Raw genomic sequence first — 13,669 nt, 5'->3', positions numbered from 1 at the left:
TTTATCATTATCTTATTTAGCTTCAAACAAAACGTGAAAGTGGGAAAAATATTTAAGATGAAAATGGTAAAAAAACAAAAACTATATGGTTAAGTACCTTTTCTTATTGGACAAATTACCAAGTAAAATATATTAGATTAATATATAGAAAGTGAAGAGGAGAGGTTATGATGAAGACAGTAAAAAAAGCAATCATTCCTGCTGCAGGTTTCGGTACAAGAAATTTGCCAATAACAAAGGTGCTTCCAAAAGAAATGTTCCCGATCGCAGGTAAACCAGCCATACAATATATTATTGAAGAAGCCATTGAATCAGGAATTGAAGAAATCTTAATAGTGGTATCCCGTAATAAAAATATGATTTTAGATTATTTTGACCGATCTCTAGAATATGAAGCCTTTTTAGAAAAGACAGGAAAACAGCATTTATTGAATAAAATTGTCGGGCCCGCTATTTCTATTCAATATGTACGCCAACCCTTTGCAGATGGACTAGGTACAGCAATACTCTTAGGTAAAAGATTTGCAAGTAAAGATCCCTTTGCTGTTCTTCTTCCTGATGATATATTTCTACAAAGTGGCCAGCCCGCTTTACGAGAGCTTTTAGACGTATACGAAAATTATCAATCTACAGTAATAGCTCTGGAAAAATTGAATGAAAAGTTATTAAAAAACTACGGGGTAGTGAAAGCGATTGATTTGCAAGATAATACCTATGAAATTTCTGATATTGTAGAAAAGCCTCGCTCCACTCCCCCATCTAATTTAGCCGTAAGTGGGAGATACATTTTTGAACCATCTATTTTTTCATATTTAGAAAAAGGAGGTAAAGGAGTTGGAGGTGAAGTTCAACTAACGGATGCAATCCAAAAATTATTAAAGTTAGAAAAGTGCTACGGTGTGGAAGTATCTGCAAAACGCTATGACATCGGTACGGATAAAGGATATTTAAACCTTATTCAAAAATTAATGAGCAATTCTAAAAAAGAGGATGAATAGTCCTTGTTTGAATTGCTCGAGTTATCCTGCAATTAAATGTCCCATCATACCTTATTGGTGTACTACAAAACGAATGAACTTAACAAAATATTTAGAGATTCCGCAGCCTGATCTCAACCTTGTTTTGTTTTGCAAACTAGTTCAACAATATACCTCTTATCTCAGACAGAGGATTTGTCCAGGGCTGCGTTCAAATCCTGCATAACACGACGAGACATGCTCGACTTTGACTCCATGGGAACTTTCATACCCTGTTTATTAACTACCTTTGCACACTAATATGACTCCCATCTAAAATACTGAGAGTCTAGGCATGAAATAATATTTTCCCTTTATTCCAGATCTTTAAGATGATCTCTAAGATACTGATTGCGATTTAAAATAAATTGCAGGATAAATTCTTGTTCTTTATCAAATAAATCGATAGCATCCTTTTTATATGGATCTAATGCTATATAGGGACGCAATAATTTATGAAGATTGATAATTCTTGGTTCAAATTCCGAAACTGAAAAGTAATTCTCTAATATCTCTTCTAGAAGAATGCGGTATTGAACACGAAATTCCTTTACATCAAGAAGTCTTGCCGTGAGTGTATTAAAACCTTCGATAGGAACTCGATTAAACTTCATAACCCCTCCATTCCAATCCCTTCCAAATGTTGCATCAAAATCCCATGGGATCATCTCATACAATCCTGATTCTCCATTTCGATAAAGGGCATAATTTTGAATGAAAGCATCGTAGTTTTGTGTGCAAATCACACCACACAGCCAAATTAAATATTTTTTGACATCCAAGTACTTTACTATTTCTTTGCCAAACTCATTACGTGGTATCGTATTGACTTTTATTATTAGCTTTTCTAAATCAGAATCGTCCTCAACATTCCCAATTTTACGCAAATACCCTGAAATTAATGAAGATTTAGGCTCACCTTTCGTGGTTAACAAAGAAAAATTAGTTTGATGATTCGTTGCGTAATAAATAGGCCCATATGAAAGTTGTCTTTTTTGTAAAAAGTAATCATCAACAGATTCAAGCTGTAAGTAAATTCCTGAGGACCTTCCATTTATCTCAATTAAAACATACCTGCAATCAGGTGAATTGATCCCAATCTTCTTAAAAAAATCAAAAGATAGCTTATTTCGAATGAAAGAAGGATCGCAATACTCTGCATTAATGTGAATTTCACGTCCAAGAAACTCCTCATTATATGTTCCAAAATCAATTTTGTAAGATTTTTTTCTTAATTTACGTGTATGATTTCCTCTATAACTAATACCGATATCAAATGAATGATTGTTTATAACTAATTGAGAAGGAATTAATTCATCATGCCAAATATTTTTTTCTAAAAATTCCATCAGTTCTGGTTGCATAGAAATACTTAATGTAGGTACAGTATTCGTCTGCATCTTATATCCTCGCCTCCCTCACTTTACCCATTATCATATGAAAAAAATAATGCAAATGATCATTAATTAATTGGAAGTTTAGAACCAATGAAAAATTTTTTCATAAAATAAACTACCTTAAATATTAAGGATTATAATGAAAGGTGGTTTTTATAGATGGGAAAAGAAGACGTAAAAAAGCTTCTAAATGAGGCAAAAGACGCTGGAAATGAGGAATTCCTAAGTAGAAACCCAGGATCAAAAGCTAATGATAACCGTTCTGGCTCTGGCTCTGGCTCTGGTTCTGGCTCTGGCTCTGGTTCTGGCTCTGGCTCTGGTTCTGGCTCTGGTTCTGGCTCTGGTTCTGGCTCTGGTTCTGGCTCTGGCTCTGGTTCTGGCTCTGGTTCTGGCTCTCGTATATGACCATTAGACATGTTTAATCATAATTACTCATGACATGCAGGTAAGAATTGCACAGTTTGATGAAGTATTAAAATTGTAATAAGTTAATATACGGTCGCTACACACTAAAAAAGCAAGAAGTTGATGTGGTCATTCTGACGTAGTTAAAACGCGATTAATCACATCAATTCCTTGCCAATCACTCTGTTATATCAAGGTTAATAAGACGACACATTCCACGTGCGCCGTTTGGGGAAACATGTCTACCGGCTGTATGCTTTTTACTTTATATTGACGGTGGAGAAAATCGATGTCTTTTGCCAGTGTAGATGGGTTACAAGACACGTAAACCAATTTTTTAGGTTTGACTTGTTGGATTGTTTTTAATAATGCTTGATCCAAACCTGTTCTTGGGGGATCGACAACGATAACATCTGGACGAAAGCCTTCTTTCACCCATTTAGGTAACCATTCTTCAGCCTTACCCGTTACATATTTAGCATGCTTCACTCCATGTTTAGCTGCATTTCTCTTTGCATCTGTGATTGATTCTTTTATAATATCCATTCCACGTATTTCTTTTGCTTGATCTGCCAACCATAATCCAATTGTTCCTACTCCGCAGTACGCATCAACAATCGTTTCTTTACCAGTTAGATTTGCTGCTTTTTTGACTTCATTATACAATTTGACGGTTTGCTCTGGATTGAGTTGAAAAAAAGTACGTGCAGATAATTCAAATTGGATATCCCCTAGCATTTCATATATAAACGTTTCACCCGCAAGTGGTATGGTTTCATCCCCAAAAATGAGAGATGTTTTTTGGCCATTGACATTTTGAATAATCGAACGTAAATTCGGAATCCGCTTGGTAGCTTCTTCTACTATTAGTGAAGACTTTGGAAGCTCTTTTTGTCTTGTAATGAGCACAACTTGCACTTCCCCAGTTTTCACACCCACTCTCGTCACAATTGTACGGATATCACCTTTGCGCGTGCGTTCATTATAAGCACTAATGTTTAAATCTTGAAGAATACGCTTCATCGTATTTGTAACAGATATTGTTTCTGGCTTCTGCACGATGCATTCATCAATATCAATAAGCTGATGTGAATTCATGCTATATAATCCTGCAATCACTTCACCTTGCTTCATCCCTACTTGAAATTGGCTTTTATTCCGGTATCTCCAAGGGTCCTCCATTCCGATTGTTTGTTTTATTTGAATGGTGCTTGGATCTATTTTGGTATGTCTCTCAAGTGATTGAATAACCATATCCCTTTTTTCTATTAACTGGCGATCATAACGAAGATGTTGTAACTGACATCCGCCACACTCACCAAATAACGGACAAGGTGCCTCTACTCGGTAGGGAGAAGGTTTCCTAACTTTTTTTATCTTTGCTTCTGAAAATTTCGGTTGAACATTTGTGACTTCTACCACAACCTCTTCATCAGGCAGGGCACCAGGAACAAAGACCACTTTCTTTTTGAAATATCCGACACCCTCTCCGTTAATACCTAACCTTTTGATTGTTAAAGGAAACCGTTGCTTGAGTTTTAACTGAACGGCAGTTTCTTTTTTACGATTCGTTTGTTTATTCAAAAATAATCACTCCACAGTTATTCGATACTACGCCATAAATAATAGGTGGCATAGCTTAAATAAGGCGTCCAGTCTTTTGCATATAATTCCATTTGTTCGTAGGAAGGCTTCTGCTCTAATTGATAAAGCTTTTTTAACGCATTTTGCAAGCCAATATCTGCCATTGGATAAAGATTATCTCTCCCTAAACCAAACATCAAAAAATTCTGCACTGTCCATGGACCTACGCCTTTTAATTTAATCAGTTTATCATGAATTTCACGATCTGACAGTTCTTTTAGTTGCAATAAAGATAATTGCTTTTCTGATAACTCTTTAGCAATCCCAATAACATACTCTGCTTTCCTACCACTGAATTGTAATGCCCTTAAATCTTCAATTGTTACATTAGCTACTGTTTCAGGATCAGGATAAAACCAAGCACCATCTTTCTCATAACCAAACTTATGCACAAACCTCATTGTAAGCGTATAAGCAAATTTCATATTCAATTGTTGATGAACAATACATTTGAGGAGCGAACCAAATAAATCAAAATCTAACACAAAAGGTGTTCCATAATGAGCGAGAAAAACATGGCGCAAATCCGTTTTTAAAAAATGTTGATGAACATCTGCTAAGGGAATATTCCACCGAAAAATATCTGTTAATCTAACCAACGCTTCTTCTTTTGTTACTTCATTTAATCCTGTCATTAGAAATTTAGGTTTGTTCGTTGTACCCAAACCTGTGATTGTAACGACGACGGATTCATTTTGTAACTTAAGGGGTACCTTTAACATTCTCTTGTCTCGATTCACCCAAATAAGCGGGTCACTTGATAAGCGACTTAAAACAGCATCAAAATTATAGGGTCCACCTATTTCTTTTATTATCTCCATTCACCGTTCATCCTTCACTGTTTTTTCTCGTATTATACTAAGGGTCTTTTTATGAGCTTTTTCAACTGTCTTCTATCAAGACGAATATCTGTTCTTATTTATAATTATAACAAGAATTTTACAATGATTTAATGGGGATTTTTACTTCTTAATAAATGATGAATACTGCATCTATTATTTATGTTGCTTATAAATTTTGATGGAACTTTATTAGCATTGTTTTTCTCTTTTTCACGGCTCATAGATCCGGAGCGCTTTCTGTTTGCTTTGTTTCCCTCTTTTTCATGGCTTATAGATTCAAGATTCAAGAAAGTTCACTATTTGCTTTGTTTTCCCCTTTTTCATGGCTTTTAAATCCAGGGCACTTTCTATTTGCTTTGTTTTCCTCTTTTTCATGGCTTATCCTGAGACTCGTTGTTTGCTCACCGTTTCCCTTTTCACCCTTATTAATCCCGTTGGCACTCTGTTTGCCATTTTTCTTTTTTTATAAATCAAAACACCTACAATGAAGTTCATTGTAGGTGGTGACTGTTAATATAAGTAAGAGCTATCCAAGGCTTGGCTCCACATGAGATCGTCTAACGATTTGAATTCATATCCTCGTTTTTTTAAATCCACAATTGCTTGTTGCAAAGCATCTGCATTATCTTTTGATACTGTGTGTAATAATAATATGCTTCCTGGATGAATCTGCCTCATAATGTTGTCATATGAGTATTTCCAGCCTTTTTGTTGATCTGTTTTCCAATCAACAAAGGCTAGAGACCAAAAGATATGGGTATAGCCTAATTCATTTGCGTAAGCCAATCCTTGTTCGTTAAAAATACCACGAGGTGGTCTTAAATAGGACATATGTTTAACACCTGTTAACTTTTCTGTCTCAGCTCTCACTTTTTCTAATTCTTGTTTATATTTATCGCGACTGATCCTTGTCATATCTGGGTGAGTCCAAGAATGGTTGCCGATTATATGTCCGTCCCTTGCCATCCTTTTTACTAAATCTGGTGCCGTATGAATATAATGACCCGTAATAAAGAATGTCGCAGGTACTTTTTCTTTTTTAAGCACATCAAGAATTTTATCCGTATACCCATTTTCATACCCATTATCAAAAGTAAGATAAATTTCTTTTTTAGTCGGATCTCCCTTATAAACAGATTGATGCTTTGTTAGAAGATTATCAAGCATTTTTCCCGCTTCCGCCGGTGATTCATTCTGTGCTTTTTTAATTCCCCAATGGATAGGAGCATGGCTGAATTCACTTGCTGAGACAGGGATTGAACAGATAAACAGAAAGCTACTTACTAATATCATCAATTTTTTCATAGCGCTTCTCCTTCTTTTTTTCTTATTCTTTGCTAGCAACAATAAATTACGAGCGCTAAAAGTTTCCAAAATAATTATTCACATAAAAAAAGAGACACCACTATATGTTGGTGTCTCAAAAACAAATTAAAATACACGTTCTTTAAATTTCGCTAGCTTCTCTAACGAGGATTTGTCTACATCTCTATGAAGACTATTTCCGTGAGAATCCATTGTAACCACTGCTGTGAATCCTTCTACACGTAGGTGCCACATGGCTTCTGGAATACCGAAGTTCATTAAATCAACGCCTTCTACTTCTTTAATACAATCAGCATAATATTGCGCTGCTCCACCAATTGCATTTAAGTATACTCCACCATGATCTTCTAGCGCTTTTAATGTTTTCGGTCCCATACCGCCTTTTCCAATCACGGCGCGAATACCGAATTTCTTCATAATATCTCCTTGATATGGTTCTTCACGAATACTTGTAGTTGGACCTGCTGCTTTTACATGCCATTTTTCTTGATCATCTTTCATCATTACTGGTCCACAATGATATATTACTTGTCCATTTAAATCTACAGGGGCATCGTTCTCCATTAAATGATGATGGATCGCATCACGACCTGTATACATCCGACCATTGATTTGAACAACATCGCCAACTTTAAGTTCACGGATTTGTTCCTCTGTTATTGGAGCTTGAAGCGTAACAACTTTTGTTTCTTGTTCAGCTTCTGCTGTTGCAGCTGTTTCTTGCGCTGCTTCGTCAGCAAAATTAATTTTTTCACCATCTTGATAGTGCCATTCATTAATTTCACCTGTGTCAGGATTTACTTTTACCCCAAGTCTACGATATGCCCAGCAATTATAGGCTACAGATACGAAAAAGCTAGCAGGAATACGATTCATCACACCAACTTTACATCCTAATAAAGTCGTTTCTCCTCCGAATCCCATTGTCCCAATTCCAAGCTCGTTTGCATTTTTAAGAACATATTCCTCCAGTTTTCGTAAATCTTCATTTGGATTTACATCATCTACAGAACGGAATAGTTGTTCCTTTGCTAAATCATAACCAGATGAACGATCTCCGCCAATCCCTACACCTATAAACCCTGCACTACATCCCTGTCCTTGTGCTTGATAAACCGAATGCATTATACATTTACGTATACCATCTAAATCGCGTCCAGCTCTTCCTAAACCATCTAGTTCTGCAGGCAAACTATATTGTATATTTTTATTTTCACAACCGCCGCCTTTTAGAATTAAGCGAACGTCTATATACTCTTCTTCCCACTGATCAAATTTAATAACTGGTGTGCCACCACCTAAATTATCTCCACTATTAGCACCTGTTAAGGAATCAACAGAGTTAGGTCTCAATTTACTATCATTTGTTGCTTCTGCAATAGCATTCTTAATTGCTTCTTTAATCTTTAGTTGATTAACGCCAACTGGTGTTTTGATTTTAAATGTCGGTAATCCTGTATCTTGACAGATTGGCGATACGTTATCATCTGCCATAGAGATATTATTTGTAATTGTTGCCAGACTCATCGCTGATCTCGTACCAGCACTTTCTCTTTCTTTTGCTGCCTTAATTGCCCGACGAACATCCTTTGGTAAATTCGTCGAAGTTTCTACAATTAAGTCGTACATACTTTTTTGGAATTGCTCCATATTCATTTCTCAAAGTTCCCCTTTCCCTTTGCGACCGATCAATTTCTTTTGCGAAAAATTAGAATCATTATCGTATACCATTATATACTCATTCTTTAGTCAAGAAAAGACCAACTGTAGAAACAAAAAAATGGTGAAACCCAATTTTTTTCATAGGGTTTCACCACTTCTTTTTAATCTCTATGATTAAATTCCCTTACTTTAGATTCAAGATCATCGATCATTTCGATGAGACGATCAACATCCTCTAACTCCGTGTTTTCAGGTTCTATCGCATCTAATACGTCCATAAACATATGAAGACGTTGCTTTAAGAAAGCTACTTGATTGTCTTTATCAGTAATTGAATTGCCCACAGTATTCGCTCCTTTCTCTACACAACTTTAATCCTACATGAAATGCAATAGAGCTGCAATAAAGGTTTATTTTTCATTAAAGGTTGACAGAAGCTTACGTTAGATGAATAATGACTACAGATTTACTTAAAGGAGTTTTTTAAATGATATCTCAAACGTTACCAATTTCACCAAGTTATGACCCTTGGGAAGCTTATATGGATATCGATGATTATGGAAAATTAACCTTATCCAATATTGAATTTACAACTACGGTTTTATGCAATATGCGTTGTGAGCATTGTGCTGTTGGGTATACTCTGCAGCCAAAAGATCCTGATGGACTTCCTGTTGATTTATTAATCAAACGTTTAGAGGAAATCCCGCAATTGCGTTCACTCTCTATAACGGGAGGCGAACCGATGCTATCGAAGAAATCAGTTAATAACTATGTGATTCCTCTTTTTAAGTATGCTCACGAACGAGGTATTCGAACACAAATTAATTCTAACCTCACATTAGATAGAGGTAAATATGATAGCATTATCCCTTATTTAGATGTTTTACATATTTCTCATAACTGGGGTACCGAAGAAGAATTTATTGAGGGTGGTTTTGCTATGATGGAAAGAAAACCATCCATAAAGCAAAGACAGGTACTCTTTGATCGTATGATCGAGAATAGTAAAGAACTCGTACAAGCTGGTGTAATGGTCTCTGCTGAAACAATGTTAAATAAAAGAACATTACCCTATTTAGAGAAAATCCATAAGCAAATAACCGAAGAAATGCATTGTCAACGTCATGAAGTTCATCCAATGTACCCTTCAGATTTTGCATCTACTCTCGAAACTTTATCATTAAAAGAAATGCGCCAAGCAATCCATCACCTCCTGGATATTCGAGACAAAGATACTTGGATGTTGTTTGGAACATTGCCGTTTTATCCATGCAGCAATAATGAAGAAGACTTAGCTTTATTACAACGTCTTCATAATGAACAGAATGTCACTGTCAGAAATGATCCTGATGGTCGTTCAAGACTAAATGTAAATATTTTTACAGGTGATGTAATTGTAACGGACTTTGGTGATACACCTCCTTTAGGGAATATACAGACAGATGGACTGCCATCTGTTTTCGATAAGTGGATGGAAACAAAGCTTGCTAAGTCTTTAAATTGCCATTGTAGTGAAGCAAGATGTTTAGGGCCAAATGTGTTAGTAAAAGACAGTTATTACCCTGAAATAGACTTCCAAACTAAAAAAGCAAATATCTCAGTTAAAAAATAGAAAAGTGCGCCAATATAAATGGCGCACTTTTCTATTTAACGTGGTCGTTCCGAAACAATAAAGCCAAATGAGACATGATCCTGTATTGGAATCCATGCGCCAATTCCTTGAGAAGTGATATTTTTCACTACTAAGGTTTTTTTGCTTCCTTTCAACATTATATAAACTTCACCATAAGTAACTTTCCCTTTTTCATTAATAGCAGGTGCGTATGCATATAGGTAGCCCAGACGGTTGATTGCAACATGATATTTATGATCTTTTTTCGTTCCTGCCCCTACAACCGTTTCAAAGGATAAGGGTAATCCACTTTTTTCTGTTGCCTTCAACAACATCATCTTTTTAACATCTTGCGCATGTGGAACCTTAGATGTAAGTCCACCTTTCACTACCTTTTGCATTTCTTGAACATAATTCATTTGATAGACCGCATCTCCCCCGCGATTATCAAAATAGTTCGTATTGATCTTTTGAAACTCCCAATTAGGTGATGTTTCTTGTGATTGATAATTGAGTGGCCATTGACCTAAATAAACAATCGCACGGTATCCGATGGCAAAAGGTGTACTATTTACTGTTGTTTCATTTAACATACGTATTAATTCAGGGTTATCTATTTTTACTCTTGATGTCTCCATTAATTCTTGTGTTAATTCACTCGGCTGTAATGTTGGTAAATCTTGAGCAGGGTTTGGATACGTATTGTCCTTTTCTACATTTAGAACAGAACTTGGTATCTCTATCGTCTCCCCCTTTGTTTCTATTTTTCCTTCAGCAGATATCGCTGATTGAAAGGATGTCACCCCAATGGTCATCAATACTAAAGCATATAGCCATTTCTTCATTTCTCTTACTCCTTTCAAACTTATATGCATTAGTTTTTTCGTATGATGTGAATATTATCCATAAAGGAAAATAAAAAAGTAACATTTTTGTAATGTTTTGAATGTTTACAAAAGTCTTTATATATTTTATACTATTTATACACTCACTCGAAAGGAGGGCAGCTTCATTACGATTCGCTTTATTTATGAACAAACACCATAAAGGAGTGGTTAATGAATTCAAGCGAATGCACACTAGCAGTCCTCGATTAAATACTTAATGAGTTAAAAATAAAATTGCAAGCGCTTCCTTTTTATTCGAAATATTTCAAAACGACTCCCGGATAACCTAGGAGTCGTTTTTTTATTATAGTAAATAAAATCCTATACCGATGATGAAATAAGCTGCTAGAAGGGTGCCACCCTCAAACCAATTAGACTCACCATCGTTGGAGATAACCACCATTAGAAAAACAGCTGATACCATCGTGATTAATTCTGGTACTGTAAATACGAGCGGCATCGCTACAGGGAAAAGTAACGAGATAAGGACAAGTATGGGCGCGACAAACATAGCTACTTGTAAAGTAGAACCAACGGCAATCTCTACGGCAATATCCATTTTATTTTTCGCAGCCATAATAATAGCGGAAGCATGTTCTGCGGCATTCCCTACAATTGCAACGATAATGACGCCGATAAACAATTCCGACCAACCAAATGTCTTCCCTACTTCCTCAAAGGTGTGAACAAGATTTTCAGAAATATAGGCTACAGCTAATGTAGCAAGAGCTAATACTAAAATGGATTTTCCTTTGCTCCATTCTGGTACTTCCTCCACTTTCTTCTTTCCGTCTTCATCTCCTTTATTATACACACCTCTATGTGTAACTAATTTAAAGAATAATGCGGCTAAGTATAAAGCCATCAGGATGATGCTAATTCCAATACTAAAGATCATCGTCTTTTCTTCATTCATTGACATTGAAAATATTTCAGGAATAACGAAAGCCACAATGACTGCAAAGATGAGTAAGCCCGCATTATGGCGTGCATCATGGATATTAAAGCTTTGCCTTTTAAACTTTATACCTCCAATAAAAAAGGAAAGACCGGCTACTAATAATAAGTTACCTAATACACTTCCTGTTAATGATGCTAAAACAACACCAATTAATCCCTCTTTTAATGCAAAAATCGCAATAATTAATTCAACCGCATTGCCGAATGTCGCATTTAACAATCCACCTATTCTAGGACCAGCAATAATACTCAAACTTTCTGTCGATCGTCCCATAAAACTAGCTAAGGCAATGATAGCAACACAATAAATAATGAACATCAATGTACTTGACCAATGTAGAAGACTTCCTATTACGGATAACGGTACGCCAATAAATACGAGTATAGCAAATACTTTATTCATCCCATCCTCCTCAAAAAAAATCGCTTTACTTTTCTTAAGATAAACATTTTTAAGGATTGTTATGAAAAGATTATGATTATTCTCTTGTCAATTTTATCTTTCACATATAATATCTATTGTGGTAGAAGATTTATTATTTTCATTTATTGAGGTTATTTTATGGACAAAAAACTAAGAGTAAGGTTTTGGATTTTAGTATTCATTGTTGCGATATCAGGTTTTAGTCAAGGAATGCTATTACCGCTCATCGCTATTATTTTTGAAGGTGATGGTGTATCTTCAAGTTTAAATGGCTTAAATGCAGCAGGTTTATATATTGGTATATTACTTATTTCACCTTTCATGGAATATCCCCTAAGAAAATATGGATATAAACCAGTCATTATTATCGGGGGACTTCTAGTAGCTACTTCCCTCTTATTATTTCCACTATGGAAGAGTTTTTGGTTTTGGTTTATTTTAAGGTTATTGATTGGAATCGGCGACCACGCCCTCCATTTTTCAACACAAACATGGATAACGTCATTTTCTCCTGAACGCAATCGAGGGAGAAATATTTCCATCTACGGATTATTCTTTGGGATTGGGTTTGCTGTTGGACCACTAATGACACCATTAGTTCATATAAGTGAATCTCTTCCATTTATTATTTCTTCCCTCTTTTGTTTTATTGCATGGGGGTTTGTGTTCTTTCTTGATAATGAGCAACCACAGCATACAATCGCTGTTCAATCACTAAAAGGGACTTTCCATCGTTTTTACGATGTATCTACTTATGCTTGGATTGCCTTTATCCCACCATTTAGTTACGGATTCTTAGAATCGTCAATAAATGGGAGCTTCCCTGTTTATGCTGTGCGCATGGGAATAGAAGTCTCATCAGTTTCGTTATTACTTACCTCATTTGCTGTCGGAGCGATTATTTTTCAGTTGCCTTTAGGGATGTTAAGTGACCGCTATGGACGAAGAAATATTTTAATGATTATTTTATTCTGTGGCTTTATTCTTTTCTCTTCTGCTGCGATATTTGAACAGAATGTCAACATTCTAATGTTGCTACTGTTTTTAGCAGGGATGGCTGTAGGAAGTACTTTTTCATTGGGAATTAGTTATATGACAGATTTAACTCCCACTCAGCTTTTACCTACCGGAAATCTTCTTTGTGGTGTTGCCTTTAGCTTAGGCAGTCTTATTGGACCTTACGCAGGCGGTTTATTTATTCAATATATACAATCACTAAGCTTTTTCGCCGTTATTAGTGGGATGATGCTCATCAATTTTACGATTATCGCTTATTTTGGTCGCCATAAGATGAGCAAGCAATTGTTTCACAGTTAAATTATGTTAAAAAACGTCTAATATAGAGAATAACCCTTTTCAAAAGTTACAATATAATGTAAAATTAAAGCAATTAAATATTATCAATTCGGCACTTTTTCTGCTGTCACCTATATGGTGGCAGCTTTCGTCGTTTTTAAGGGTAATGATGTTGATTATTCTTCTCAATGAGAA

Annotated in this window: 12 protein-coding genes; 4 read left to right on the top strand and 8 right to left on the bottom strand. The window is 35.6% G+C overall.

The genetic code is table 11. The features are described from left to right. Nucleotides 1-167: 167 nt before the first annotated feature. Nucleotides 168-998 (top strand): UTP--glucose-1-phosphate uridylyltransferase, encoded by an 831-nt coding sequence (locus MKY26_RS00890; RefSeq protein WP_341091838.1) that lies wholly within the window; start codon nt 168-170, stop codon nt 996-998. Between the two features lie 332 nt (nt 999-1,330). Here MKY26_RS00890 and MKY26_RS00885 read toward each other — a convergent pair whose 3' ends face one another. Next, nucleotides 1,331-2,416, bottom strand: coding sequence for a CotH kinase family protein (locus tag MKY26_RS00885; RefSeq protein WP_322910045.1), 1,086 nt, complete (start codon nt 2,414-2,416; stop codon nt 1,331-1,333). Between the two features lie 156 nt (nt 2,417-2,572). Here MKY26_RS00885 and MKY26_RS00880 point away from each other — a divergent pair, with 156 nt between their 5' ends. Beyond that, on the top strand, nt 2,573-2,818 hold the full coding sequence (locus MKY26_RS00880) for a hypothetical protein (RefSeq protein WP_322910044.1): 246 nt from the start codon (nt 2,573-2,575) through the stop codon (nt 2,816-2,818). Nucleotides 2,819-3,004: 186 nt separating this feature from the next. Here MKY26_RS00880 and rlmD read toward each other — a convergent pair whose 3' ends face one another. From rlmD to MKY26_RS00855, 5 genes are all read right to left on the bottom strand, one after another. Beyond that, nucleotides 3,005-4,402, bottom strand: a complete 1,398-nt coding sequence (rlmD, locus tag MKY26_RS00875; protein WP_095370070.1) for a 23S rRNA (uracil(1939)-C(5))-methyltransferase RlmD — start codon at nt 4,400-4,402, stop codon at nt 3,005-3,007. A gap of 17 nt (nt 4,403-4,419) precedes the next feature. Next, entirely contained in the window at nt 4,420-5,283 is an 864-nt protein-coding gene (locus tag MKY26_RS00870; RefSeq protein WP_307318059.1) for a DNA-3-methyladenine glycosylase family protein, read from the bottom strand. Nucleotides 5,284-5,814: 531 nt separating this feature from the next. Continuing rightward, entirely contained in the window at nt 5,815-6,609 is a 795-nt protein-coding gene (gene pdaA, locus MKY26_RS00865) for a delta-lactam-biosynthetic de-N-acetylase (protein WP_095370072.1), read from the bottom strand. A 126-nt stretch (nt 6,610-6,735) separates the two neighbouring features. Then, nucleotides 6,736-8,286, bottom strand: coding sequence for a fumarate hydratase (locus tag MKY26_RS00860; protein ID WP_095370073.1), 1,551 nt, complete (start codon nt 8,284-8,286; stop codon nt 6,736-6,738). Nucleotides 8,287-8,453: 167 nt separating this feature from the next. Beyond that, nucleotides 8,454-8,636, bottom strand: coding sequence for an SE1561 family protein (locus MKY26_RS00855; RefSeq protein ID WP_095370074.1), 183 nt, complete (start codon nt 8,634-8,636; stop codon nt 8,454-8,456). A gap of 143 nt (nt 8,637-8,779) precedes the next feature. Between MKY26_RS00855 and yfkAB the strand changes: the two genes are divergently transcribed. Further along, nucleotides 8,780-9,907: a radical SAM/CxCxxxxC motif protein YfkAB gene (gene yfkAB, locus MKY26_RS00850; RefSeq protein ID WP_307319343.1), complete on the top strand. Its 1,128-nt coding sequence runs from the start codon at nt 8,780-8,782 to the stop codon at nt 9,905-9,907. Nucleotides 9,908-9,942: 35 nt separating this feature from the next. Here the strand turns inward: yfkAB and MKY26_RS00845 are convergent, their stop codons facing one another. After that, the gene (locus MKY26_RS00845) at nt 9,943-10,752 is read right to left on the bottom strand and encodes a YfkD famly protein (RefSeq protein WP_307319345.1); all 810 of its coding nucleotides are present in this window, start codon (nt 10,750-10,752) and stop codon (nt 9,943-9,945) included. Between the two features lie 346 nt (nt 10,753-11,098). After that, a complete protein-coding gene (gene cax, locus MKY26_RS00840) occupies nt 11,099-12,157 on the bottom strand; it encodes a calcium/proton exchanger (RefSeq protein ID WP_095370077.1) in 1,059 nt (352 codons plus the stop codon). A 159-nt stretch (nt 12,158-12,316) separates the two neighbouring features. Here cax and MKY26_RS00835 point away from each other — a divergent pair, with 159 nt between their 5' ends. Then, a complete protein-coding gene (locus MKY26_RS00835; protein WP_095370078.1) occupies nt 12,317-13,495 on the top strand; it encodes an MFS transporter in 1,179 nt (392 codons plus the stop codon). Nucleotides 13,496-13,669 lie beyond the last annotated feature (174 nt).

Source organism: Cytobacillus sp. FSL R7-0680, from assembly GCF_038009245.1.
In the GTDB taxonomy this organism is placed as follows: domain Bacteria; phylum Bacillota; class Bacilli; order Bacillales; family Cytobacillaceae; genus Cytobacillus; species Cytobacillus kochii.
This window is presented reverse-complemented; position numbering and strand designations above follow the sequence as displayed.